This window comes from Cytophagaceae bacterium ABcell3 (assembly GCA_030913385.1).
Taxonomy (GTDB): Bacteria; Bacteroidota; Bacteroidia; order Cytophagales; family Cytophagaceae; genus ABcell3.
This window is the reverse complement of sequence record CP133159.1, coordinates 657431-684365: the sequence shown is the minus strand read 5'-3', so window position 1 is coordinate 684365 and position 26935 is coordinate 657431. Positions and strand designations below refer to the sequence as shown.

Genomic DNA, 26935 nt, shown 5'->3' with positions numbered 1-26935 from the left:
CATAGTTGTTATAGGGCGTTAATCATTTCTTACGGGTTTTAGGCAATAGTTTAAGTCGGAATTAGTCGTATCTATGGGGCACAATTCGTCATTAATTATTCTCCATTGTTTGGGTATATCAACTTTCAAAGACTTTTCTATGATTTTTATTTTATACAAAACAATATCCCCCTCCTTAACTTTCCACTTGCCTTCCATTATGAATACACCTTGACTTCCTATGGTTTGTTGATTCACAAGTTCAAATTGTTCATTATTAATAAATTTAATCTCAATAAAATTTGACCAATCTGCATACACTCCATATTTCCCTGAATCCATTATTTGTTTTACAAATTGATTTAAGGAATCTTTTTTAGTCAATTCAATAATTTTGCCTTTACCTGATGGAATTTTAGTTTCAAAATAATTGTAACTAGAGTCTTCAATTATCACTGTCATTGGTGGACAACGAAATCCGCCAGAAACATTTGATAATATAAATTTTCCAGTAGAATCAGTATTGGTCACATTCCATCTTTTATTTTTATTATACACACTAATTCCCTCAAGAGGTTTTCTTGTTTTTTTATCTATTACAGTTCCTAAAACCCTTTGATTACAGTCACAGGAAGTAAAAATAATTGAAAATAAAAGTATTAGATGGAAGGTTTTCATTTTTATAATGCCCTATAACGTTAAGCTTGAAGCAGTGGGGGATTTTATAGCAGTCCAGTATCCTCCGAAGCCGAAGTAAGATAATTAGAAACAGCCTGACTTACAACGCCCACCCCCTCTGAGGTATATATGCTGTTATGGCCAGTTTGTATTAAATTCCCTGACAATTTATTTTAAAATATTCTTTAGCTTCTTCATGGTTTGATATAAGCCAATCCTTGCAAGCATCTTTTTTAAATCCTGTATTATAATAACATACACCTCTCCATAACAAAGCTATATCTATGTCAAATTTATTTGCTACGCAGAAGTCAAAGTCGTGAAATGCCATTTCATAATTATTTAATTCTCCATAGGCAAATCCCCTTTGTAATGTATACCTACGGCCAAGTACATCTTTATTCCCAAAAAATAACGCCATAAGTTTGCATTACAAACTATAACAGCAAAATAATGGCAACAAACACAAAAGTATCTGACCAGATGCGTGAGCTTTATCAGCTCTGGCAACAAAGCGGTATCAGTAAAAAAGAATTTAGCCTTCGGCAGAACATCAATTATCAAAAATTCATCTATTGGTGCGGCAAATATAGAACAGAGGAGCCCGGTACCGGATTTGTCCCTCTGAAAGTAAGCAGCCCTGATGAAATTAACCCTGCGGCCGGCAACATGGAAGTTGTCTTTCCTTCCGGTGCCAAGGTCATATTCCACGGCATGGCAGATCCATCATTTGTTAAACAATTAGTCAGCTAGCCATGCTTTCATTGTCTCACCAGTGCAGGTACTTTCTCTATTCGGGCAAAACCGACATGCGGAAAGGGTTTGACAGCCTATCAGGTATTGTAAGGAGCAAACTTAACGAAAACCCCATGAACGGGGACATTTTTATTTTCCTGAACCGAAACCGAAACCATGTCAAGCTCCTTTTATGGGAAGGCGACGGTTTCAGTATGTATCACAAACGCCTTGAAAGAGGGACTTATGAAATACCTGTCCATTGCAAAAATGTGACCAAATCTGAAATATCCGCCTCGGTATTGCAACTGGTCTTACAAGGGATTTCCCTTGAGTCGGTCAGGCACCGCAAAAGATATAAAAGTCCTGGAAATCTTTAAACTTATTCTTTTTTTCCTAATACCACCTACATAGGTATATTATTTATCTTTGCAACATGCTTGCCGAAGGTATAGACTATAAAGAAAAATATGAGGAGGCGATGTCCGAGATCGCACTTTTGAAGTTTGAGCTCAAAGAGCTGAAGCGCCTCATATATGGCACCAAAAGCGAGCGTTTTGTGCCTTCGTCCGCACCGGAACAGTTAAACCTGGGACTTGGTGAAGAGCAGGCAACTGCCCCTGAAAAAGAGGAGGTCGTCAGGTTTAAGCGTGTCAAAAAAGAAACAGCCCGCAAGCACCCGGGCCGCCTCCCTATACCGGCACATGTACCAAGGGTGGAAGAGGTTGTTGAGCCTGAAGAAGATACCTCAGGCATGAAAAAAATTGGGGAAGAGGTGACAGAGGTTCTTGAATATACCACCGGAAAGTTTCATGTGCGCAAAATTGTACGCCCGAAATACGCAAAACCTGAAGGGGAGGGTGTTGCCATTGGAGAATTGCCATACAGGGCGATAGAGAAAGGGATAGCCGGAGCAAGCCTTGTCGCTTTCCTTGTTGTCAGCAAGTATGTTGACCACCTTCCTTTATACCGCCAGATACAGATATTTAAGAGAGAAGGCCTTAATTTTCCTTCTTCCACAATGTCAGACTGGGTAAAACAAGGGGTAAACAAGCTTAAAATCTTATACGAACTGCATAAAAAGAGGACACTGCAAGCCGGTTACCTGATGGCAGACGAGACACCCATAAAAGTTCTCGACAAGGATAAAAAAAGTAAAATCCACCGGGGGTATTACTGGGTATATTATGACCCTGTCGGGAAACAGGTGCTGTTCGACTATCGTCCCGGGCGCGGGAGCGAAGGGCCATCAGATATACTGAAGGGTTTTCAGGGATACCTGCAATGTGACGGGTATAACGTATATGATATGTTTGCCAACATCAAGGGCATAACATTGTTCCATTGTATGGCACATGCCAGAAGGATGTTTGAGAAAGCATTGGACAATGACAAAGAAAATGCAGAACATGCCTTGAAAGAATTTCAGAAGTTATATGATATTGAGCGTAAAGCAAGGGAGGCCGGGATGTCTTTTGAAGAAAGAAAGGAATCAAGGCTTGATGCAAAAACAACATTGGACGACCTGGAAGAATGGATGAAAAACCTGTACCCTAATATTGCCCCTAGGAGTCCTATTGGAAAGGCGCTCGAATACTCCTTGAGCAGATGGGAAAGGCTCTCCATATATCTTGAGGATGGCAAGCTGGAGATAGATAACAATCTGGTGGAAAACTCAATAAGGCCAGTAGCCATAGGAAGGAAAAATTATCTGTTTGCCGGTTCACATGATGCTGCCCAGAGAGCCGCCCAAATATACTCGCTTGTGGCAAGCTGCAAAATCAACGGTGTAAACCCATTGGAATGGATGAAAGATGTTCTGGAAAGAATAGACAATCACCCGGTAAACAGGCTGGAAGAACTGCTACCCGGGAAGTGGGTAAAATTATAAAATCAACATGCACTTGCCCGAAGGCTTACTTTGTAATCTGATATTTTCCATTCTTACGTCAGTTGAGCGAATACCTAAGAAATCATTATCATGAATTTCCACATAAAGGTTTTCTCCCCCCTTAAGTTTAATTGCCTGATTATAATCTTCAATTGCACCATTAAAATCATTTAATTTTGATTTTAAATTACCTCTATTGAAGTATGCCATTATGTTGCTGGGATTTAATTCTACAGCTTTATTATAATCACTTATTGCTTCTTTATACCTTCCAATTGCTGCATAATCAGCTCCTCTATTAGTATATGATTCATAGTCATTAGGATTTTTATTAATTGCCAAAGTAAAATCTTTTATAGCACCTTCATAATCTCCATTATTTGACTTCATATTTCCATCATTAAAATATTCGCTGGATGTTTTAAAATCACATCCAATTAATATCAGCAACAGAAAGATAATATGTAAAAGTCTGTATTTCATAAATTGGCCATAACGATTGTATATCCCCAAAATTCAGGATATATCTCCTTTATAATTTCTTATTGTCCAAAACAGCAATACGTTGATTTCCAACAACAAAACCGTTTGCAAACTTTTATCAAACGTTTGTAAACGTTTAAATACAGATATTAAATTATCTAAAAATAACTTAGTTTCAAAGAGTTTATTCGATTATCTAAAACCTCGTTAGGTGTGGCAAATTCATCAATTCTTACAAGTAGAAGTGCTGAAAAAAAGGACAGGGGAAAGTTCTATTGCATACTACAGAATAATCAAAAAACGCAGGAAAACCAACAGCCTCCCTGCGTTAAACTACACTATTATAAAGTTACGTCTCTACTCCTCAAGCTTTTTATCCATACCCAGTTTTGCTTTTAGTTCAGCTAAAGAATCCTTCACCTCAGGGTTTACGGTAGCTCCTTCTAAAGCACGGTTTATCTGATCGTCTATAGAAGTTTTGCTTTCGGCAATAGCGCCATAGGATTGGGCAAGGGCTTCTTCGTGAGATATTTTGTCCTTCATTCTCTCTAACATCCGAAGGGTTTCATTAGAGTCAAGGCCGGCCATGGATTTGTTAAAGTCTTTTGTACTTTTAGCCACTTTAACACGTGCTTTTAAAGACCCCAGTTCGGATTCATAGTTGTCAATCTTCTTTTTGAGAAGGTTATTGTTACTTTCTATTTGTGCAGCCATCTCCTGGTACTGCTTAATGGTCGCATTTTGCGCCTCAACCTGTTTGGCAATAGCCTGCTGCTTCATAAGGGCTTCGCTCGCCAACCTGTCAGCTTCTGTAGGGTCTAGTCCACCGGTTTGGGCTTTCTTCAACAACAAAACCGCTTTCTCTTCATATTCCCTGGCAGAATTGGTTTGAGACTTTTGGTCATTTTGAGCTTTAATAGCAAGGGCTTTCACTTCCGCAAGGCTCTTAAGTCCTTTGTTCAGGTCTTCTTTCAGATCACGAATGCCTTGCTCTATCATATTGACAGGGTCTTCAAGTTTGTCCAGTGCTTTATGTGCTTCGGCTCCACCTATCATAAAAAGCCTTTTTAACCAATTAAACATATTTGCTCAAATTTAAATACTTAGTAAATTTCCTCTTTTCCTTTAAAATATCAAGTTTTTTTTGAGAATTTATCCTCAAAATAAGTGTATGCCTCGATTAACAACCTGCTTACCTCTTCTGCATAAGCTTTCCTTCCCGAATCATTATGAAACTTGTCAGGATGATATTGCTTCATTAAACGCCTATAGTTTTTCCTAATTTCATCAAATCCCGCTCCATAAGGCAACTCAAGATTGGAATAATAGCCCGCCTCCTTCACATCCACAGGATTTTCATTGCTCACGGTTTTGGGCTCATAAAAGCTCTTTTCCTTAGGAGGCTCCTCTGGAGGAATGTAGGTATACCCTTCCTTTCCTTGGTTGAGGTTGGCCTGCAATATTTTGAAAAACCTTTTAATAGGCATGTCCAAATGTGTTTTTTGTTCCTGACTATCTGAATATAATAAATAGTTCCAGTTTATAAAAAACAATAACCGGAACAGGATACCACCTCAGTCTCTCTCCTAACACATCAGTATTATTCACCCTTTCCTCTATATTCAATCGCCTTTCGAATACCGTCCACACCGTCGCCGAGAACACTAAGCTGCGAAACAAGCAGGCCTACCTGATTGTCTCCTGCGCCTCTAAACTTCTGGTTTTTCTGGAACGTTTGTTTTATGACATTCCACCGCGCCTCTTCTTCTTCCGTTAACCAATTATTAATAGCCTTAAACTTAAGAAGGTTGGCTTCAGCGTCAGTGGTAAGGGTTTGCGACTCGTTGTTATAGTGCGTCCGGATCAAAGTTACTAGCTCCTCGTCATTCATAACCGGAACTACCTGTTCTGCCATTTTATTCATGTTCCGGTATGAACCTTGCATCTTAAAGGCTGGCTCCTCACGGTAATCGTCAGACTGAGAGGCAGAATAAATATATTGAAGGTTTACTTTCAACACAGCCTCCCTTACAGCAAACAGCTTTTTAAGGACAGAAACAATTTCACTAATTTCTTCTGGAGAATAGTTTCCTTCAAAGCTTAGGTCGTCCCGGTCACCGTTTTCGGCTAGTTGCATAAAGGTATAAATATCCTTCGCACTACGATTTGACAGTTTATTCAGCGTAGTGTTAGAGGTCATACTATTTTCAATATAACTCAACCTGAATGCTTCAGCTTTATCGCCAATAATATCACCAAGGTTATATGTATCAGCCCTGTTGGCAAGCATGTCAGGGATACGGAACTTCTCACCCGTTTCAGTATATGGGTTACCCGCCATTACCACACAGACCTTCTTACCCCTAAAATCATAAGTTTTTGACCTACCTTTGTACACGCCTTCAATCCTACGTTGGGCATCGCAAAGGGAAATGAACTTTTGCAGGAACTCAGCACTACAATGCTGAATGTCATCAACATAAATCATGACATTATCGCCCATTTCAAAAGCTAAATTAAGCTTTTCTATTTCCTCACGTGCTCCTGCATTTGGAGCTTCGACTGGATCGAGGGAGGTAACCCTATTGCCAAGAGCCGGTCCGTTTATTTTCATGAAAATAATACCCAATCGACTGGCAATGTACTCCATAAGCGTGGTCTTTCCATAACCCGGAGGCGATACCAGCAAAAGCATACCGGAATTGTCTGTACGTTTGTTATCGCCGGCGGCACCCAATTGTTTAGCAAAATTAGCCCCTATTAAAGGAAGGTATACTTCATCAATAAGTCTGTTACGCACAAAAGAACTCATGACTTTTGGCAGGAACTCCTGCAACCTTAGGCTGGCTTTCTTTTCATCAACCGCCTTGTTCTTGGCCTTAATATACCTTTCGAAAAGCGGCACAGTATGAGATTCATAATGCCGCATTTTATTAAGGAACTTGTTATAATGTAAGTGGTATTTTCCGTCTTCCACTACAGCGTGGTTACCGGAGAAACCTTCAAGGGTTACCTGTAGAGAAGCCTTAACAATATTCCATTGCTCATCTTTATTTAGCAACAACAAAGTAGCTTCGTCCGCAAATTCTTTAAGCTGCTCCTGACCTTCTTTGTTCTTTATAAAAGCATGTAACCAGTTACGGGCTAGTATGAACTGCTCTTCACAATTGTCTTTCAGCATTTCCAAAGACGACTCCAGCAATTCTTTGGTCCGGCTTTTTTCGAGATACTGGGTAAAGTTTTTATAAAGTACCTCGGCCTCATGGCTAAGTATAAAGGTATTGCTTCGTACCAATTCATCAAAAAGATAAGCCGCCACCTGAGCACATGAAACTTCTGCAAAAAGCTCGTTTTTAGCAAGTACAGCTTTCACCTCCGCTTCAAGGTCTGCACGGACCTCGCTGAAAGAACCAGGGTCAGGGAAGACTTTCAATATGATACCTGTTCCTTTAAGTCGTTTATCCAAAATTGCACGCCTCTCTACACCAAAGGCATAATTCCAACAGAAATATCCACAAGCCCTGGTAAGTGGATCATAGCGAAGCAAGTCAGAATTGTGGTCCAGCTCAAGAAGTGACTTTAGCAGAAGGGCAGCATCTTTGTCATGCACCCCTTTTACATACGCTTCTGCATATCTTGGTGCCATATACTGCTGCACATAAGCCTGTAGGTCAGGAATGGTCAGCATATATAAATGATCTTTACTTTCCCCTCTTCCAGCCACTGCGTCTGTATAGATTTTATAGGCAAGATACTCTCCTCTATAAACTTGTTGATTCTCTGAAACAACGGTTTGCTCCCAAACTTCTCTGGTACCAGCCAGTCTTTCATCTTCCACTTTTTCAAAAAAGCCCGTTCCGGTTAAGTGATAAAACAATTCCTGGTTACGGTTGACAATGGTTAAATCGAGTGCTTGGGTATTAACAGAGAAATGATGATCTCCAAACTTAACCAAGTTGGCCCCTGCCACAAAAATATCCTGCTTATCCCGCAGTTGCCTTAAGGCTTCTTCTCTTAAATTTTTCAGCTTACCCTGAAGTTCATCCGCTTTTACAGAGTCATTCAGTTGCTGAAGCTCTTTTATGATATCTCGCACTTTGTCGATCATCATATCAGAGGCAAAGTAACCATTGATATCTTTGGTATCCTCAAAACGGGCCACCCGGTTCTGAATACCTTTCAAAATCCGGTCAGCAGAGGACATTAACGTGTTGGCCCTATTGTTTCGGGCTTCAACAATGTTGAGTTTCCGGTTTTCAAATGCCTCGTATACTTCTTCCCGCTTTTCAGTAATGTTAGTAATGAATTCATCAAAGTCAGAAAACTTTGCTTCTAATTCTTCCAACTGGACCATTAAGCGGGTAAGGTATTCCTCGCATTTTTCGGGTGTGTCGCACAGATCAAGATAGTTTACGATGGCCTGCTCAACCAAGCGTATTTGCGCATGAAACTCTGCGGTGCTTTCCCCTTTCCTAAAACCAGACCTAATATTTCCTGCCCTTGATTTGAGTTGGTTTAAGTCTGAGAAAATAAGGGAAATATTGTCAATAATACGGGTTGTTTCTGTGGCGTCCTCAATTTTAAGGTTAGAAACGGTATCTATAAGCATTTCCAACCCGGCAGAAATATCATTAAGTTCTTCAATCCTTTCAGAAACCTCTGCAACCCTAGTGGCCTTTTCAATGCCTTCCTTCTGCTCTTCCAGCTTGGTATGATAAGGCGTAAGCGATGATTCGTCGAGCAAGAACCGTACGCACCTTTCAGAAACCTTTTCAGCTTCTTTCTCCAGCTCTTTTTCCAGCCCTTCTATAAATTTAGTATCGGCATACCTCAGGTCTTTCAAAGAAATAACCTCTCCCCGTAGCCCCCTAATTTTTGACAGAACCCCCACAAATGCATCAATATCTTCAAAACGTTCCCTACTAATAACCCGCAGCACTTCTTTAACCTCTACAGCATATTTCTCTGTCTGTTGTCGGGTGTTTTGCTTAATCCGCTGGACTTTCTGAAATTCATCGATAGCAGAGGAGGCAGTATTTCGGACAACAGTTAAAGCTGCTGCCAAATTAAAGGCCGCTTCTTCCCTGATCCAAAAATAAGAATCTGTAATATCGCCCGCCAGTTTAACTATATCATAATACAAGTTTGCATAAGATTCATCATCTTTCTGCAAAAGGTTGAGAAGCTCGGTACATTCCGCCATAGCGCGGACAATATCCTTATTGCCAATCTTGAACAGGTAACAGTCCGACTGAACAGGAGGAACATAATCTGGGCTTACAAACGGTGTCTGCCATATTTGAATGGTATGATGTTTTGTAGCATTGCTTTGGTCTGTAAAATAAATCAGCTCGCCATCAGGAAAAAATGAATAACCGTGACATACAATTAGGTTTTCCACATGCTGATTTATAAGGTTGTACGGCAGCATAATATAAGCGCCGTAATCCATGCTATAAAACACATACATAAAATCCTCTCCATTGGGAGAAGCTATCATTTTTTCGAAAAGAAGCCCCTGAACTTCGTTCTCGAACAGCTTATATTCACCTGTCTGGAGATAGTATCCCTTAGAAAATATAATACCATGGTTGTCCGGTAGCAGCACGCAGGAATCCTTTATAGCGTCTATCCTTTTTGCCTGCTTGATTCTATGGTTATATACTATATACCGGAATTCTTTTTCCCTAAAAGGTTTAATTTTTAGAAGAATAATGTTGTCAAGATCAGCATAGTAAATTTCAGCATCATCAAGTTTCTGGTCCCTATCCTCTACTGGCTCGGAAAGAATACCTTCGCCATTGTCGGTATTATCTTCAACCTTAATAGTCAAATCGCCACCCACCGTTTCTATAAATACCTTGTCCAACACAGAAACATGCGGATGTTTTCCACTCCTATGGCTGTCCCTGGTAGTCCTTACCCATTCAAACTCAAACTGAGGAGGAAATTTAAACTCATGATCGCTGCGGTTGCCCTGGTATTGAAAGGCATTTTCAGCAATAAGCCATTTAAAAGTTTTTATGTCCCCTTTATTTTTCCCTACACGAAAAACCATGTACAGAAAAGGTCCTATGACAGCAAACTTCTCAAAAACGGTATTTTTATAATATTTATAAAGGTCTCTGAAGTCGCTTTCAAATGTGCTATCATTGATCAGTTCAAGCCCTGCATCATGAAAAGAATTGTCATTAAACTCATACACATTAAAAACATCGCTTACCTCCATTTCAGATTTAAGTCCCAAGTGGACATTATATCCAAAAAGCAAGTGATGCCCCACAGAAATCATGTCGCGGGCAACGCAGTTGTTTTCGGTAGTAACTCTTTCATTTCCGATGATACGGCTTTCGACTGAACCGAAAACAGATTTCCGCTCTTCGTTCAGCTTGCCAAGCCTTGACTTCAAGTCGTTCGCAGCCGTATCCAATCGGTTTCTGAGGATCCGGTAAGCTCCGGCGTCTATATTGTTATTGTTCTTTTCTGCTTCTGCTGAAGGGTTTTTATCTTCTGCCATGGAAGGGTGAAAGTTTAATTCCGGAAAATATTTATGATCAGGGACAATTAACCTGGATATGTATTAGATTTCGTTATGAGGGCAAAAGAACAAAAAATCAGCGTATTTTATTTGCAAAGCATAGTGGTTCTATGGTTAAAAACCAAATACGAGCTAAGCGTCTGATTTGAAGTTATTTTGACACGAAACAGAAAGTTCTAATGCATATTTCAGGATTAATATACACTCCGGCACTAAAAGCCCCGGAGTGTCTTTGATCCGGAAGGAGCAATAAAGCTATTACAATGACAAAAGCTTTTACATCAAAACATCAGCATTACCGCAATAATACGCTGGATTACTGTGTTTTTGCCCCATAGTAAGGCTTATCGCACCATTCGGACCAAATAATTTTTTATGCAAACCTGAAATACGTAATAGAACTTTCTATTAGGTATTTCAGGTTAGAGCTACTAGTTTTCTTTGGCAACAGAAGCTCCGTTAAGCCCAAGAGATGAAACTGTTTTGTTGGCCAGTCCAGCTTTCTGCGCATCACCGAGCAAGGCAGACAGAGAAGCTTTAAAGTCAGGGTCAACAGTCTGAGCCATCAGCTTTCCGAAGAATGCGGTAATAGTCAGGTTTTTCACATCTTCTATGGAAATAGCATTGGAAGTCATAAACTCCTGGATCCTCTGAATGATATTTCCTTTACTTCCATCGCCCAACAATGCCTTCTTCACATCTCCGGCAACGATGCTGTTTTGAACAAATGAATCTACAGATTTACCAGAAGTAATAGAGCCAATGATCTTGTCAAAGAACATAGTCTCACCACCAACGATATCAATTTTGGCAGCCCTAAGCGCCTCTCCGATAACCTTAGCCTGAGCATCAGCAATATCCTTATTGATACTGATCTGAGCCAATTCGATTTCTTTTTGTTTTTCAAGGTTAAGCCTGAATTCTTCGTGCTCTTTGCCAACACCGTCTAGCTTCTTCATAGCACTTGCTTTCTCTTCGATACCTTTGGCTTCGGCCACCATTTTCTTGTTTAGCACACTTGCTTCTGCCATACCCTTCTTCTCTTCTGCCGTAGCTTTTGCTTCGATGCCCCTTGCTTCTGCCAAAGCTTTCTTTTCCATAATATTGGCTTCAGCAGCACCTTGTTTCTCAATAGCGTTAGCTTTCGCCTCAATTACTTTCACTTCTGCCATTCCAGCAGTTGATTCTTCCACGATAGTCGCTTCTGCCAATTGTCTTCTAGCTTCAGCTTGTTTCTCAGAAGCTTTCTGATCTGCTTCTGCTTCTATCAGTTGTTGCTGAGACTTAAGTTCAGCAGATAGCTTGTGCGCTTCGGCTTGCTTGATCTCTTTCAACTTCTGCTCCTCAGCCTCTGTCAATGCAAGTGTAAGGGCAACTTCTTTCTGCCTAGTTGCTTCAGCAAGCGCTTTAGTGTCTTTAATTTTCTCTTCTTGTTCTACCACTGTCTTCTCAAGCATAACACGCTCGCGGATCACATCCTGCATGTTTTTCTTCTCTTCTTCCAGCGTTTTGTCTTTTTCTATCTGAGCTAGAGACACCAGTTTTTCTCTTTCGGTTGCTTCCAACATCTTATCTTTCTCTACCCTTTCGGTCTCAATAGCCTCTGTTCTTTCTTTGCTCTTAGCTGCCACAATCACCTGTCTCTTCTTATTCTCCTCGGCAATGGCCACTTCTTCTTCAGACCTGATCCTTGCAAGTTCAGATTTTTGCTTTTCTTCAGACTGTACTTTATCAGCTTCTGCTCTTTCACGAGACTTTATGATAGAGATTTCACGCTGTTGCCTTTCTTCACTTTCAGTCAGCTGTCTGTTAAGTTCAAGAATAGCTTCCTGTGCCTCTACATCTTGCTTTTTAATAACCTTCTCTTCGTCCCTCTTAATCTGGTTTGCCAGCACTTTCTGCTCAGCAGTTATCTCTGTAATTTTTTTGATACCGCGAGAGTCAAGAACATTATCTGCTTTCAAGAACTCCATAGACGTCTGCTCCAAATAGTCAATGGCGCAATCATCTAGATGATATCCGTTAAGTTCAGTACCTATGATATCAAGTATTTCCTGCTTAAACCTATCACGGTCAGAATAAAGGTCCACAAAATCAAACCTTCTTCCGACAGTTTTAAGTGCCTCAGAAAACTTAGCATCAAAAATTGCAATTAGCGTTTCCCTGTGCGAAGCCCTGTCACAACCAATGGTTTGCGCTACTTTAATAACGTCTTCCACCGCCTTATTTACCCTTACAAAAAAGGCCACTTTAATGTCTGCCCTTATGTTGTCTTTACAGATAAGGCCGTCTTTGCCCATCCTGCCAATTTCCAGCATTTTCAACGAAACATCCATAATTTCCTTCTTATGAAGGACAGGGATGACGAACATGGCCGTAAAGCTGACCTTTGTACCACCAGCCCCAGTACGGACAATAGCTTTGCCCTGAGGCATTTTGTGGTACCATTTTACGGCAAGTGCTACTGCCATAAAAAAGAAAAACACCACCGCCAGTATGGTGGTTAGAATTACACTTTCAAACATAACTTTAGTAATTGATTAGTAAATATGTTGCGGTTTTAAGATTGCATTGTTTCAACATAAGGTTCGGCCAAGTAAACCCCGTTTTCTCCTACCTCAATAAGCAAAGCTGTATCGCCCCTAGACAAGGAATTTCCAGCAGTAGCCCTGATATTCACCCTGAAGCTATTACCGTTTTCGTTTATCTCTCCCTGCCCCATGCGCCCCTCTGACGAACCAATAATTACGGTACAAACAGATCCAGAAAAGTCTACCACCTGCGCCTCTTGACTTTTCAGTTTACTGTAAAGCTTTGATACAGGCTTGACGAAAATTTTAGTTAATAAAAGGCTGACAATAATATTAGGCACATATACCAAAAGTGCGATCAGCATAAATTCATTGTGCAAGTAATGGTTTGTCAGCAATGAGCCTGCCCAGAAGAAAAGGGCAAAAAAACTGATGACAATTGTCACAGGAGCATCTCCGAAATGAAAAAATTCAGCGGCAGATGAAACCATTCCACCAGAGCCGGTATCTGTACCTCCTTTGCCTGATTCGATATCTCCAGTATCAAACATTTCGAGATCAAAAAGTCCTAAAAAATTAACAATCCAATAGCAGAGGACGATTATGAGTATAAATGTACCCGGCAAATTGACCGGTTTAAGTGATTCTGAGAATATTTCTAACATCGCTAAATAAAGAAGCCCTAAATTAATAAAAAGCAAAATATGCGCAAACAGAACGAGGATTTTTATTTGTTGACCTACTGTAACGCAAGGCAAATCGAACTTTTGAGCGATGATTTATACGGCAACCAAAACCTTTTGTTCAAAAAATTTAACAGGAATAGAAAATATTTTTTTGAGCTAAAAAACTTTTTTCAACCCCTCCAAGGGTTGATAACCACTTGAAGGGGGGAGTGGAGCTTAAATGCCCTTTTAGGGACAATATAATTATAGACAAAATAGGTGTTGCCAAGAAAATTCTTAAAGAAAATAATATCCCCATTTTTACCTATAAGGTACCGTTTTCTTATTGCGCCCCTTCGGGGTTTTAAAAAGGCTGTTGTCTATTGCCCATTGTTATATATTGCGCACCGTTGGCGCTATAATTGATTTTAAATGACAGAAAATGTTTCCTTTTTTTGCTGCTCGGCTTAATATGTTGCCCATCTTAATTAGCTAAAATGTTGGGTGCTGCCTAGGCGGGATGGTTTGTTGGTGAAAACACCAACAAGAGGGAGGAGGGAAATTAAACAACTTTTACCAGTCCCGATAGGGACGGAATATCGGTAGAAAGAGTCTGAAATCAGCATTTAGCCCCGATAGGGGCGGAACAAAAACACCTCAATAGATAGGCAAAAAGGCCACAGTATACAATGAGGTTATGGAATATTATATATGGCTGCACCGTTGGCGTTAATGGCTTTAAATGCAAGAAATCATTCCCCTCTTTTTGCTCGGGCTTTATATGCTGCCCATCTTTTCATAGCTAAAATGTTGGGTGCAGCCTTTGCGGGAAGGTTTGTTGGTGAAAACACCAACAAGAGGTGGGGTGGGGGCTGTTAATAATACCACAATAACGTTAACATTTGCCTCACGCAAAGGGTTAATATAAAAAGACTAATCACTATGAATATATTGAAATTCAAGACCAATATAGACAATGAAAAAGACCTTGCAAAAGTATCAACAGCGCTAGACAAAGAGGAGTTGATAAGCAAGTGGAAGCTCGATTTGGAAAGTGAAGAAAACATCCTTAGTGTATCAGGAGAAGAAATTACTCCTGATGTGATTATAAAAATATTTCGTGAAACAGGGTACGAAGCTGAAAACTTACGCATTATAGCCATAGGCGGCCATGACCTATAAGTCCACTAGGTAACGAGAGGGCTCTTTAGCCAAACTTTACGCATAAAACTAATAAAAACATGTTATCGGAGTCCGTATATAAACGGGCTCTACTTTTTTAAAACTATAGCAACAACTACCCCATATTAATCCTAAAAGTAGCCATTCATTAACAGCAACGCTCTTCCTTGCAATCCACTGACGATAAACAAAGTATAGAAATTAAAATTCTATTAAAACCGTCTATCCAACTATACAATTTCAATAAAAAAATAAATATTTACTAGCTTAACAAAATTATCAAACAACGGCGTTAGCATTTAAAAAAAACACCATCTCAAAATAAAATGAAACCGTATATGCGGGCATACAAAGGCAGTCGCCTCCTTGCCCAAAAGCTTTCTGCTTTACTACAAAAAAGTATTTTTAACAAACCATAGCACCATAGATACGCAACCAACACAATGAGGGGCAACAATGTAAAAAAGTGCATCCTAGGCACTTTGCTAAGCTTATGCAGTGCAGCAGCTATAGCCCAATCCGATACTGTTTATTTGGACAGTAGAATAGTAGACAGTCTATACATTTACGAAGTAGAAGAAAGAAAAGAACCGGCCAAAATACTGCATGCCGAGCCTCTTTACATAGACCTTATTCGTGACCTGGGCGCACGCAAAGGTGAAAAGGAATGGAACGTGGCCTTTGGTATGACAGATAATGTTTCTTACGACGAATATGAAGCACTCGTAGAATATGAATGGGCGCCTTTTGACCGAGTGGGTTTTGAAATAGAAGTGCCATTTACCATTATCGGCTCATACAAAAACGGGCAAAGGGCAAGTGACGCCCCTGGGTCCAAAATCAACGGGCTTAAAACGGCTGTTCAATGGACTTTTTTAGTGAATGAAAAATGGAAGACCTCAATGGCTTTAGGGTATATTAACGAGGTCGAATTTAACACATTTCGTGAGTTTGGCAATCCACTGCTCACCGGCAATGTTTATAACCCGTTTTTCATTGCAGCAAAACGTTGGGGCATGAATTACCATACGCTTGTGTACACAGGCCCAATGGTCTATCAACACTTTGGCGACCCGCACCTACATGCTCATTATCATGTAAATACGAACTTACATTATATGTTGCCTGGAACTAGAAACTTTATTGGTATAGAGTTTAATAAGATTTGGCAACCAGGCGACTTTGATATGACCATAAGGCCACAAATGAGGTTGGGAATTACGGACAACTTCCTAATAGGTATCGTTGCTGGCATTCCTGCTTTCAGAGAAAACGAACGAATGAGTATGTTTACCCGTATAATATGGGAACCTGGGCACAAGCACCGCCATCACAAGGTGATCAAGCATGGGTAGACAAAGCAGATAAAGGAGCTAATCACTGGCTCCTTTTTTATTCCTTTAGCCTAAGTTGTGCCGATAAATTTCATCATTAGGAGCAAAACAACAAGAGGTCAGCACTTTGAGGTCGCAAAGCATAGCAACGCTATGGTTAAGATAAAATGTGAAAGACGCGACTGATTTGAAGTTATTCAGGTTAACATACCCAGCCTTATCTACCTTTTAGGAATTGAAAAATGAAACTTTGTTTCATTCCCATAAACACTTTCTACCCAAACTTCTCCCCCATTTTGCTCCACAAGCTGTTTTACAATCGACAGGCCAATACCATGACTATCCTTCACCTGACCTTCATGCGCTTTCTCAAAAAGTTCAAAGACTTTAGGAAGTTTGTCCTCGGGAATCCCTGACCCATTATCAGTCACGCATATCATATAATAAGCTTCAGCTTCTTTACAAGAGACAGTAATTAAAGGAGACTTCTTGTCCATGTATTTTATAGAATTACCAATAAGATTCTGAAAAATTTGAACAATAGAACTCTTCTGGTACTTTACAACAGGCAAGTTATGCTGAATAAAAATATGGAAATGAGGTGGAGGGTCAAGCGTCCGTACAGCCTTTTGCGCTTCTTGATACAAGTCTACCAGCTCTTTGTCCTTAATCTCATCCTTCGCCGCCTGAAGCAGGTTAGTTATAATGTCTTTCATATCATGAACCTTAGCTTCCATCATTCCTAGCATCTCTACCCCTTCTTGGTCGAGTGCTTTTCCTTGATAGTCTGCTTTGACCATACTTGCCAAACCTTCTATATTACTTAAAGGAGCTTTTAGATCGTGAGAAATAAGGTAGGCATATTTGTCAAGTTTTTGATTCACATAAATAAGTTTTTCGTTCGTTTTGGAAAGCTCCTTTGTCCTATCTTTTACCCTTTCCTCAAGTTCATGGTTTATTTTTTCAAGATTCTGCTGATACTCCTTTCTTGCTGTTACATCATCAAATGAAGCAATAACCCCATCACCTTCTTTAATGATATTTGATTTAAACCATGCATTGATTTCATTTTTATCATACAAAAACTCGACAGTGCGGGATACACCAGTCTTAACGGTTTCAACATAAGCATCAAAAACCCCATTTTCTTTTAATAAAGGGAAGAGTTCACCAATCTTCTTCCCTAAAACATCTTCTCTTTTCCTCTTTATATGCGCTTCAGAGGCTTTATTAACCAACTGATAAGTAAAATCAACTATATTCCCATCCTGATCACGGACACTTTTAAGTTTTATAATACCATGAAGAGAAGATTCAAATATCTTTTCAAACATATTTTGCGCTTCTACCAGCTTTTTTTCCATCTTAAACCTTTCAGACACATCCCGAATGGTAGAAATTATAAAAAGTGCGCCCCCCTTAACATGTACTGGACTCAAACTAATTTCAACCTTCACCTCTGAGCCATCTTTTTTCCTGCCGACCAGATTACGACCAGGATGTCCCATCGGCCTTATTACTGGGTTATTTATGTATACATTTCTCTCTTCTACGTGTTTCTCATGGACATTTTTGGGAATAAGGGTTTCAATTTTTTGCCCAAGCAGCTCTTCTCTCGAGTACTGAAAAAGGTTTTCAGTTTGTTGATTAACCAATACTATTTCACCACTACCGTCAATAATTATTATTGCATCAGGGCCAAATTCTAAAAAATGCTTAAAATTTTCTTCAGAATACATAAAAATCTGTTTTTCCTCATTCCTGTCGAAGACAATAACTTCATAACCGCAACGCCCACAAATAGTTTTTCCAAACCACTCCAAAAAAATTGCCCAATCAAGACAAATGGATCAAATAAAATCACCGGAACCTCATAGGCGAAATTTTATTTTGAACAATGTGGAATATTATTGCATATACAAAACATTATTTGTAAATTTACACATCAACAAAACAAAATTCCGAACATGAAAGATTTGCCACTAACAAAAGCAGGGAGCCTCAAATCCCGCTACCCTGCAGGTATATTCATTAACGAGTATAGGAATCTATTCGGCTATTGTTGTTGTTCTATATGTTGAGACCCTAAGGTATAGCGTCAATTTTTAAACACTTTCTTTTTTTAGAACAAACTCCTATAAAAAATGATAACTACAGATATATGCATAATAGGGGCTGGCCCCGTTGGTTTATTTGCCGTGTTTGAAGCAGGGCTTCTGAAAATGCGCTGCCATTTGGTAGATGTCCTTCCACAAGTGGGTGGTCAGCTTTCTGAAATATACCCTAAAAAGCCTATCTACGACATCCCTGGTTTTCCAGAAGTAAAGGCGCAGGAGTTAGTAGACAATCTGATGAAACAGATCGAACCATTTAAACCGACTTTCACCCTAGGAGAAAGGGTAAACGCGCTGGAAAAGCAAGAAGATGGTTCCTTCATACTAACTACTTCTGACAATACCACTATCCATACAAAAGTAGTGGTAATAGCCGCAGGGCTTGGGTGCTTTGAACCAAGAAAGCCAGCCATTGAAAACTTGGACAGGTTTGAAGGCAAAGGTGTTTCGTACATGGTTAAAGATCCGGAGCAGTACAGAAACAAAAAGCTAGTAATCGCAGGAGGCGGCGACTCTGCACTAGACTGGACAATTTTCCTTTCTGATGTGGCAGAAAAAGTAACGCTTATTCACAGAAACGAAACCTTCCGTGGCGCACCAGACTCTGCTGAAAAAGTATTTGAGTTAGCAAAATCAGGAAAAATTGACCTGCTGCTAAGCAGCAACCTAAAAGCGTTGGACGGTAACGGTGTTTTGAGCTCTGTTTCAGTGGTAGGCAAAGACAAAGCGATAAAAGAATTGCAGGCAGACCACCTCATCCCGCTGTTTGGTTTAAGCCCTAAATTAGGCCCTATGGCCGACTGGGGGCTGAACATTGACAAGTGCGCCATTGAGGTAGACACTTTTGACTATAGCACCAACATTCCTGGCGTGTTTGCCATTGGTGACATCAACACCTATCCGGGCAAACTGAAATTGATCCTATGTGGTTTCCATGAGGCGGCTCTAATGGCTCAGAGTGCCTTTAAATTTGTTTACCCTGACAAAAAACTGAGTTTTAAATACACAACAGTAAACGGTGTCAATACATTCTAAAACCAGGCAATATGATCACTTTTGAAGTAGAAGACAGAGACGGAAACGTCCAGAATGTAGAAGTCCCAGAAGATATAAACCTGAGCCTGATGGAAGTATTAAAGGCCTCAGAATATAATATTTTGGCCACCTGCGGAGGCATGGCTTTGTGTGCCACTTGTCATGTGGAGGCACAGGGCGCAGGGGACTTAGGAGAACCTGGCGATGAGGAGCTGGACATGTTGGACACTTTGCCTGATGCAAGTCCTGATAGCCGCCTGTCCTGTCAAATCCGCATATCTCCAGAACTGAACGGCATGCGCTTTAAGCTTATGGCCGAACAGGAAGAGTAAAAAGGTTTATTTTTTCAACAGTTTACCTATCAAAAAAAGGCTTCTTATACTAAAGAAGCCTTTTTTTAAGCCCCAGAATTAATCTAGAGGCTTATAGAACCTACTACTAATACATTTTCAATAAACCAGATCACATAAAGCCTCAAAACAAAATCAACTTTAGTAAACCAGTATTGCCATATATACCATATACATTAGTCTTCCTCTTCTTTAACTTCTATGGTAATAAAAAAGCTGTGATAGATCTTAGTAGAGCCTTCCCATCTAATAACTTCGAACACCATTTTCTCTTCGCCAGAAAATCCCGCAGCCGGTTTATAATAATATACGGCTTCATTGTCCTCTATTCTAACTTCACTGATCTCATAATGCTCTGCCTGCTCTACAATACGCATAGCATCACCTTCCCCTACAACTCCTGTGGCATAACGATATGTTTCTCCTGCATAAACAACGGCATGGCCACCAGTGCCCCTTTCCACTACACCTTCTTTCTTACAGCTTACTAGGACAAACACAAAAAATAGAATTATTAAATGCTTCATATGGCTATATGAATTGTTACAAAAAAATACCTTTACAAGAAAAGTAAACTCTCCACCATACCGCAAGCAATATCAAATTGTTACTCCACCGCATTTTTTATCGTAACAAAAAAGCCCCTGAATACTTCCAGAGGCTTTTAAATCACTTATAGTAATAAACTCTATCAAATATTATCCTTCAAAATCACATCATGTGCCCCGCCTTCAATAATAGATGTAGACGAAACTAAGGTTATTTTTGCTTTTTCCTGCAGTTCGGGAATTGTGATAGCACCGCAACTGCACATAGTAGATTTAATTTTTCCTAAGGTAATATCAAGGTTATCTTTAAGTTTACCTGCGTAAGGTACGTAGCTATCCACGCCCTCCTCAAATTTAAGACCTTCTTTTCCCCCTGCATCATAGCGCTGCCAGTTACGGGCACGGTTCGATCCCTCACCCCAGTATTCTTTTACATAATTATTACCGACTTTTAATTTTTTAGTTGGGCTCTCGTCAAAACGCGCAAAATAGCGGCCCATCATTAAGAAATCAGCACCCATAGCAAGGGCAAGCACCATGTGGTAGTCCTGAACAATACCCCCATCACTACAAAGTGGAACATAGATACCTGTTTCCTTGAAATACTCATCCCTTGCTTGAGCAACTTCCACAATAGCCGTAGCCTGCCCTCTTCCAATACCTTTTTGTTCCCTTGTAATACATATGGACCCCCCTCCGATACCAACTTTTATAAAATCCGCACCAGCTTCTACCAGATAAAGAAAACCTTCTTTGTCTACTACATTACCACCGCCTATCTTTACCTCTTCGCCATATTTTTCTTTAATATACTTTATGGTTTCACTCTGATATTCCGAAAACCCATCAGAAGAATCAACACACAGCACATCGGCTCCCGCCTCTATTAAAGCAGCAACCCTTTCTTCATAATCTCTGGTATTGATACCAGCACCAACCATCAGTTTCTTATTGCTATCAGAAAGCTCAAGAGGGTGTTCTTTATGATTTTCATAGTCCTTTCTGAACACCAAGTACCTTAAATTTTGTTTATCATCAATAATAGGTATACTGTTCAGTTTATTATCCCAGATCAAGTCATTTGCTTCACGAAGCGTCATACCCAACTTGCCGTAAACCAGACGTGAAAAAGGCGTCATAAAATCTTTGATTTTCTTATCTGGCTTGTCCCGTCCCTCTCTATAGTCTCTGCTCGTAACAATACCCAGCAGCTTTCCATGCGAGGATCCGTCTTCCGTAATACCTACCGTAGAGTAGCCGGTTTTCGCTTTCAGCGCCACCACATCCTTTAGTGTATGCTCAGGGGTCAAATTGGCATCACTAATTACAAATCCTGCCTTAAACTTTTTGACCCTCCTAACCATTTCTGCCTGCCGCTCTATGGTTTGTGAGCCATACACAAACGACATCCCCCCGTTCCTTGCTAGCGCAATGGCCATTTGGTCATCAGACACCGATTGCATGATGGCCGACACAAATGGAATATTTAACTGAATCGGAGGTTCTTCTCCCTTCTTATACTTCACTACAGGTGTTTTCAGAGACACATTATCTGGAATACATTCCTTTGTGGTCAAACCAGGTATCAACAAATATTCGCTAAACGTTCTGGAAATATCATTTAAGAAGCGGGCCATTTTTATCTTGTTTTGATGAATAGCATTTAATATTCAAAATTATGAGTTTTTCTGTTAACAGAATAGTCCCAGTAGGATATTTCTGCAATTAAAGACAAATATTCTCCAAAGTACTATAAAAAGAATAGATTTAGGGGCTTCCCTTCGGTCGGGCTATCCGCTATACTCCTCGCCCTCCTATCGTCGGGACTGCGGGGTGCCGCTTCTATCCCTAAGCCAAAAAGCAAGTGTCCATTAACCTCTATTGGCGTAAACAACTCTTTACACAAAAACACATTAAAAAAAGAGGGAAATCCCCTCCTCATGCTACACAAGTTTAAGGTTTTATTAAGATTCTCCTACCAAATAATCCGTTAAGCTCTGCCATTGAATTTTCTGGAAAGCCATCCAGCCACCCTCAGAAATAAGTGTATTGGTAACTTTCCTGTCTCCGGACTCTTCGTCACGGTTGTTGATATATTCGTCCCTTCCAATTTCATAGGCAGAAAGTAGCTTCTCTTTCAATGTAACACGAAAAGAACTGCTTGCATCACTCGTAAAAAAATGATCTACCACTTCCTGATGCTCTTTATTTAGAGGACTGTGCGAAGGGTGTACTTTAAACTCTGCGACAAAATCCTCTTCGTAAACCTCATTTACCCTAACCCAGTTTTCAGGAAAAGGGCCAGGCAGTTCAACTTTAACAAAACATCCTAGCTCTAAATGATCTGTAGGTTTACCATCTGGGTCATACAAAGAAAATTTGGCCGTAGTAAGTCCACCTATATCACTCCAACCGTTAACATCAAATAACTTATCAACGGCTTGCCTATAGGCTTCTTCCGCCTCTTCTGCATAATCAAAGGCTTTCCTGCTATAATATATAGCGCTTCTCCCTTCTTCCCCCTGTAAAACCTGGCTTTCCCTTTCTACAACTTCTTTCAACTTTTCATCCACCTTCATAGTCTTCCGCTTTTAAATAAAAACAACAAGAGAAGCTTTTGCGTTCTCTTAACGACCTCCTAACCATACCTACAGCAGCCTATGAACAATAAGACAAAAAATTCATGTTTATGAAATAAAGATTAAAAAACCGATATATTATGGGAACTAAAAATAAAGAAAACCAGAACCGTCCGTCACATGCACCGGGAGCAGGCATGGAAAAAATAGACATGGTCAAAAAGAAAAAATATAGAGAAGAAGCTGGCAACCCAGGAGATGTGTCAAACGCAGCCGGTGCCAAAAATAAGAACAAAGGAGGAGGTGATCATTATAAATATGGTTCAGGCCCTGTTTCTGACAAGAAGATAAATAAGGGGGATTAAACAACAACAATCATCTCTTAGAACATAACCCACAGCCTTGACATGCTTTATGTCAAGGCTATTTCAATTAAAAAAAAACTTGCCCCAGCGTAGGCACTTCTTTTTTACCCCGCTTTCCCCTCCCCCTCTTGTTGGTGTTTTTCACCAACAAGTAATATAAACCCCGGCCACTTATTTTAATGCATTTTTAATGAGCATAAAGCCCCCCCCCTTGTTGGTGTTTTTCACCAACAAGTAATACCCTAGAGAACATAAACCCCTAAACCCGCTTATTTTAATGCATTTTTAATGCGCTTAAAGAACCAATCCCACACCCATTAACGTTAATTCTCAAAAGTCAACAACTGCATCAAATGAAAAAGCTATATTTTTTACTGCTACTGATCCCAATATTAGGAGCATGTAACAGAAACATCTATTCCGACAAAGTTGCTGGAGCAGATTTTACAAACTATCGTACTTACGCATGGATCAAACATGAAGATGACGGGGAACCTCGTTCGATACTTCACGGAAACATACACCATGCCGCTAATAGGGAAATGCATAACCGCGGATTTAGGGGCGACAGCATAAATCCAGATCTTTTGTTGGACTTCAAGGTAAAAGTCAACAAAAGAAGAACCGTAGGCATGCAACCTATATGGGGAATGTCTCCATGGTGGGGTTGGGGCTGGGGGCCTCATTGGGGAGTCGCAGGTTATCACACATACCCTATACATTATCAACATGCGACTATCACTATCAATGCTATAGACCAGAAAACAAATAAAATTGTTTGGAGCGGCACCTATTCAGATGTAGTAGACAGCAGAACGTTTACAGGAAGAAATATTTCTAAAACCGTTCATAAGATTTTCAAAAGATTTCCTATCAGACAGACAGTACAGTATGTAAGTTAATGGCCTGCCTTAGTAAAAGCAAAATAAACAAAAGAGCCTTTGTCGGCTCTTTTGTTGTTTATAAATCATAGCCTCCTGTACAAGAAAGGCATTCATTGGCAAACCCATCATACTTATCAAAAGCAGGCCCCGGCTTGCCAAACAAGGTAATCACCAAATCCATACGGACAAGCTTTCCCGAATCCATTACCAAAAACTCCCCTTCACCAGGGATTTCCTGTTGTTCTTCAACTGCCCCCATTACCGAAAGTATGGCATCGTTTTCTCCAAAATAATTGATAGTTCCCGAGGCTTCCTGCTTAATTGCCTCTTCTACCATTTCCCTAAAGTCCCAAGGCACTGGCATGTAGCTCTCCATAGTTATATGTTTATCATAATTGAAATTCTACATTAGTGCGTCACCATCAACTCTGGGATGATTTTCTCGCCAAAAGCATCAATAAACTGCTCTTGCTTCTTATTGACATTATGAATAGAAAGTTCATAAAAGCCCATCTCCATATACTGATTTAACCAATCGATATGTCGCCCTGGGTCACTGGACATATTTACGTGTCCATGAAGCTCTTCCGGCTTCACATGCATGGCAGCCTGCTCAAATTGAAGAGGTGTCCTTAGTTCCGCAAGCATGTCACTCCCAAAAACATTTGTTTTCCATTGTTCATGTGCTCCTTTTACAGCCTCCTCGTCAGACTTGTCATAAGAGACCTGCACCTTTAGGACCATCGGCTTATTTTCTCCGCCATTGTTTTTCCACGCATCTACCACTTTTTGCAATTGCTGGACAGGTTGTGAAATGGTGATCATGCCATCAGCCCAGGTAGCCAGCCAAGCAGCTGTGTCCGGCGTAATGGCTGCCCCAATCAATGGAATTTTTCTTTGTGGAAGTGTGTAAAGCTTGGCCTCCTCCACTTTAATCACTCCATGACGCGTAACAGAATCGCCTCTCCATAAAGTTTCCATTATATCCGCTGCCTCTTTAAGCCTGTTGTTACGTTCTTCCCTGGCTGGCCAATGCTCTCCGTTAATAGCTTCATTCAACGCCTGACCGCTACCTATGGCCATCCAAAACCTATCAGGAAACATATTGTCCAGTGTGGCTGCAGCCTGAGCAATAATAGCTGGATGGTATCTGTACGCTGGGCAATTGACTACACCAAAATTCAAATCCGTTTGTGCCATAGCCGCTCCTAACCACGCCCAGGCAAACCCAGAGTGCCCTTGGTCATTGTTCCACGGGTGAAAATGATCAGAAGACAAAGCAAATTGAAAACCTGCTTCCTCAGCTTTCTTCACATACCTTAAAAGGTCTGCTGGCGAAAACTGCTCATGTGATATATGGTAACCTAGTTTCATCATTGTCTAATTATTTAAGAATGTTATTTTTTCTTTGTCCAGCACCTGGATCCAGCGATAGCCGTAACCGTTTAACTTTAGCTTGTTAAATAGAATTTCCTTGTCATATTTTTCATCAGAAAAAATTTCTACTGCCGATTTTAGCAGAAACCCGGTATCCACACTTACCTCAACCGGTTCTGGAGAAAGGTTATGGGCTACAACCACAGTAGCCTCTGGCATTTCGTAGATCAAAGCAACTGCACAGGAATCACTTACATTTAATATATCCCACGCACCCATTCCAATTACAGGGTTCTGCCGTCGCACTTTAACTAAGGAACAGAACCAGTTTAACAAAGAGCTTGGATCATTCTGTTGGTCATTGACGTTGATCTTCTCTGTACTATAATCACCAGACTCAATCACTGGCCGGTACAAGTCTTCAGGGTCAGCAGTTGAGAAGCCGCCACCTTTTACAGGAGACCACTGCATAGGAGTCCTTACACTTTCTCGCCCTTCAAGGCTGAGATTGTCGCCCATACCTATTTCTTCCCCATAACTTATCAATGGAGTACCAGGCATGCTGAACATAAGACTGTAAATTTGTCGGATCCTCGCATGATTGTTTTTTAGCATGGGAGGCAACCTTCTCCTAATACCATGCCCAAAAAGGCGCATATCTTCTTCCGGGGCAAAAGCATTCCAAACCTCCATTCGTTCATCATCGCTTAGAAGCTCCAGGTTAAGCTCGTCATGATGGCGAACAAAGTTTAACCAATGGGATTGTGCTATATCTTTGTATAGCTTTAAACCTTTAGCAACAGTTGCCCCTTCTTGTCTCGCAAAGGACAACATGATATGCTTATTAATGAGAAAGTTAAAAAGCATGTGTATTCGTTCTTTCCCCGACTCATTGTTGCCAAAGTATTTAGGAAGTTCATCAGGTCCCACACTCGCTTCACCAAGTAAAACAGCATTGGGATTACGGATATCAAGGAAAGCCCGCATCTCATCAAATAAAGTGTGGAGGTTTCCGAAATCGATATGGTCCACATCAGCGGGGTCTGTGACCACATGTGCCGCATCTATCCTGAAACCAGAAACGCCTAGCTTAAGCCAAAAATCCATAATCTTAAGGACTTCTTTTCGAACCCTTGGGTTGGCCAAATTTAAATCTGCCTGGTCTTTAAAATACCTGTGTAGGTAATAGGAATCCGTTGCCTCTGAATACTCCCAGATACTTTCTTGTATCCCTTTGAGCATTACTTTTTCTTTATTTTCCTTCGGCTCGTCTTCCCATATATAATAGTCTCTATACCGTGACTCCCTGGTGGCACTGGCATCTTTAAACCACGAATTTTCTACAGAAGTGTGGTTAATAACCAAATCCATAATAACCCTAATGCCTCTTTGGTCAGCTTCATGAATAAACTGAACAAAGTCCCCAAGGTTTCCCAGCGCCGGATCTACATTATAATAATCTGCTACATCATATCCATTGTCTATTTTAGGTGACGGGTGGAATGGCAACAACCATAAGCAATTTACCCCTAAGGAAGAAAGATAGTCGAGTTTACTGATAAGCCCTTGAAAATCTCCCATTCCATCCCCATCCGAATCACTGAAAACCTTTACATCAATGCCATAGACAACAGCACTTTTATACCATTGATTTACCATAAAACCTA

General features: G+C 40.4%; 24 protein-coding genes. 9 read left to right on the top strand and 15 right to left on the bottom strand.

The genetic code is table 11. The features are described 5' to 3' along the window. Positions 1-18: 18 nt before the first annotated feature. A complete protein-coding gene (locus tag RCC89_02895) occupies positions 19-657 on the bottom strand; it encodes a hypothetical protein (protein WMJ72121.1) in 639 nt (212 codons plus the stop codon). A 151-nt stretch (positions 658-808) separates the two neighbouring features. Beyond that, positions 809-1078, bottom strand: coding sequence for a hypothetical protein (locus RCC89_02890; protein ID WMJ72120.1), 270 nt, complete (start codon positions 1076-1078; stop codon positions 809-811). Positions 1079-1110: 32 nt separating this feature from the next. Between RCC89_02890 and RCC89_02885 the strand changes: the two genes are divergently transcribed. From RCC89_02885 to RCC89_02875, 3 genes are read left to right on the top strand one after another with little or no spacing between them, the layout of a single operon-like run. Next, positions 1111-1410, top strand: a complete 300-nt coding sequence (locus RCC89_02885; GenBank protein ID WMJ72119.1) for a hypothetical protein — start codon at positions 1111-1113, stop codon at positions 1408-1410. Between the two features lie 2 nt (positions 1411-1412). Next, the gene (gene tnpB, locus RCC89_02880) at positions 1413-1772 is read left to right on the top strand and encodes an IS66 family insertion sequence element accessory protein TnpB (GenBank protein WMJ72118.1); all 360 of its coding nucleotides are present in this window, start codon (positions 1413-1415) and stop codon (positions 1770-1772) included. Between the two features lie 56 nt (positions 1773-1828). Next, entirely contained in the window at positions 1829-3283 is a 1455-nt protein-coding gene (locus RCC89_02875) for an IS66 family transposase (GenBank protein WMJ72117.1), read from the top strand. On the opposite strand, the gene RCC89_02870 is transcribed toward RCC89_02875, so the two are convergent. From RCC89_02870 to RCC89_02845, 6 genes are all read right to left on the bottom strand, one after another. Further along, a complete protein-coding gene (locus RCC89_02870) occupies positions 3278-3766 on the bottom strand; it encodes a tetratricopeptide repeat protein (protein ID WMJ72116.1) in 489 nt (162 codons plus the stop codon). The genes RCC89_02875 and RCC89_02870 overlap by 6 nt on opposite strands. Positions 3767-4123: 357 nt before the next feature. Continuing rightward, the gene (locus RCC89_02865; protein WMJ72115.1) at positions 4124-4849 is read right to left on the bottom strand and encodes a PspA/IM30 family protein; all 726 of its coding nucleotides are present in this window, start codon (positions 4847-4849) and stop codon (positions 4124-4126) included. A gap of 50 nt (positions 4850-4899) precedes the next feature. Next, positions 4900-5253 carry a J domain-containing protein gene (locus RCC89_02860; protein WMJ72114.1) on the bottom strand — a complete coding sequence of 118 codons (354 nt, stop codon included), beginning with the start codon at positions 5251-5253 and terminating at the stop codon, positions 4900-4902. A gap of 113 nt (positions 5254-5366) precedes the next feature. After that, the gene (locus RCC89_02855; protein WMJ72113.1) at positions 5367-10283 is read right to left on the bottom strand and encodes a DNA repair ATPase; all 4917 of its coding nucleotides are present in this window, start codon (positions 10281-10283) and stop codon (positions 5367-5369) included. 452 nt (positions 10284-10735) lie between these two features. Then, positions 10736-12829 carry a flotillin family protein gene (locus RCC89_02850; GenBank protein ID WMJ72112.1) on the bottom strand — a complete coding sequence of 698 codons (2094 nt, stop codon included), beginning with the start codon at positions 12827-12829 and terminating at the stop codon, positions 10736-10738. Positions 12830-12864: 35 nt separating this feature from the next. Then, complete coding sequence (locus RCC89_02845) at positions 12865-13500, bottom strand: DUF1449 family protein (protein WMJ72111.1); 636 nt, start codon at positions 13498-13500, stop codon at positions 12865-12867. Positions 13501-14442: 942 nt separating this feature from the next. Here RCC89_02845 and RCC89_02840 point away from each other — a divergent pair. Both RCC89_02840 and RCC89_02835 read left to right on the top strand, forming a co-directional pair. Further along, on the top strand, positions 14443-14682 hold the full coding sequence (locus tag RCC89_02840) for a copper chaperone (GenBank protein WMJ72110.1): 240 nt from the start codon (positions 14443-14445) through the stop codon (positions 14680-14682). Positions 14683-15125: 443 nt separating this feature from the next. Then, positions 15126-16037, top strand: a complete 912-nt coding sequence (locus RCC89_02835) for an HAEPLYID family protein (GenBank protein ID WMJ72109.1) — start codon at positions 15126-15128, stop codon at positions 16035-16037. Positions 16038-16237: 200 nt separating this feature from the next. Here the strand turns inward: RCC89_02835 and RCC89_02830 are convergent, their stop codons facing one another. Further along, positions 16238-17755: a PAS domain S-box protein gene (locus RCC89_02830; protein ID WMJ72108.1), complete on the bottom strand. Its 1518-nt coding sequence runs from the start codon at positions 17753-17755 to the stop codon at positions 16238-16240. A 405-nt stretch (positions 17756-18160) separates the two neighbouring features. On the opposite strand from RCC89_02830, the gene RCC89_02825 reads away from it, so the two are divergent. Together RCC89_02825 and RCC89_02820 are read left to right on the top strand one after the other, a co-directional pair. Continuing rightward, complete coding sequence (locus RCC89_02825; GenBank protein WMJ72107.1) at positions 18161-19165, top strand: NAD(P)/FAD-dependent oxidoreductase; 1005 nt, start codon at positions 18161-18163, stop codon at positions 19163-19165. A gap of 11 nt (positions 19166-19176) precedes the next feature. Further along, entirely contained in the window at positions 19177-19497 is a 321-nt protein-coding gene (locus tag RCC89_02820; GenBank protein WMJ72106.1) for a 2Fe-2S iron-sulfur cluster-binding protein, read from the top strand. A gap of 194 nt (positions 19498-19691) precedes the next feature. On the opposite strand, the gene RCC89_02815 is transcribed toward RCC89_02820, so the two are convergent. The 3 genes from RCC89_02815 to RCC89_02805 form a co-directional block, all read right to left on the bottom strand. Then, on the bottom strand, positions 19692-20042 hold the full coding sequence (locus RCC89_02815; GenBank protein WMJ72105.1) for a hypothetical protein: 351 nt from the start codon (positions 20040-20042) through the stop codon (positions 19692-19694). Between the two features lie 164 nt (positions 20043-20206). Further along, positions 20207-21700, bottom strand: coding sequence for an IMP dehydrogenase (locus RCC89_02810; protein ID WMJ72104.1), 1494 nt, complete (start codon positions 21698-21700; stop codon positions 20207-20209). Between the two features lie 327 nt (positions 21701-22027). After that, a complete protein-coding gene (locus tag RCC89_02805; protein ID WMJ72103.1) occupies positions 22028-22642 on the bottom strand; it encodes a hypothetical protein in 615 nt (204 codons plus the stop codon). Between the two features lie 140 nt (positions 22643-22782). Between RCC89_02805 and RCC89_02800 the strand changes: the two genes are divergently transcribed. Next, positions 22783-23007 (top strand): hypothetical protein, encoded by a 225-nt coding sequence (locus RCC89_02800; protein WMJ72102.1) that lies wholly within the window; start codon positions 22783-22785, stop codon positions 23005-23007. A gap of 353 nt (positions 23008-23360) precedes the next feature. Beyond that, positions 23361-23909 carry a DUF4136 domain-containing protein gene (locus RCC89_02795; protein WMJ72101.1) on the top strand — a complete coding sequence of 183 codons (549 nt, stop codon included), beginning with the start codon at positions 23361-23363 and terminating at the stop codon, positions 23907-23909. Between the two features lie 58 nt (positions 23910-23967). Here RCC89_02795 and RCC89_02790 read toward each other — a convergent pair whose 3' ends face one another. The 3 genes from RCC89_02790 to RCC89_02780 are packed head-to-tail and all read right to left on the bottom strand — an operon-like array spanning position 23968 to position 26927. Continuing rightward, positions 23968-24267, bottom strand: a complete 300-nt coding sequence (locus tag RCC89_02790; GenBank protein ID WMJ72100.1) for a hypothetical protein — start codon at positions 24265-24267, stop codon at positions 23968-23970. 32 nt (positions 24268-24299) lie between these two features. Further along, a complete protein-coding gene (locus tag RCC89_02785; protein ID WMJ72099.1) occupies positions 24300-25268 on the bottom strand; it encodes a TIGR03885 family FMN-dependent LLM class oxidoreductase in 969 nt (322 codons plus the stop codon). 3 nt (positions 25269-25271) lie between these two features. Continuing rightward, a complete protein-coding gene (locus RCC89_02780; GenBank protein WMJ72098.1) occupies positions 25272-26927 on the bottom strand; it encodes an alpha-amylase family protein in 1656 nt (551 codons plus the stop codon). Positions 26928-26935: the final 8 nt, after the last annotated feature.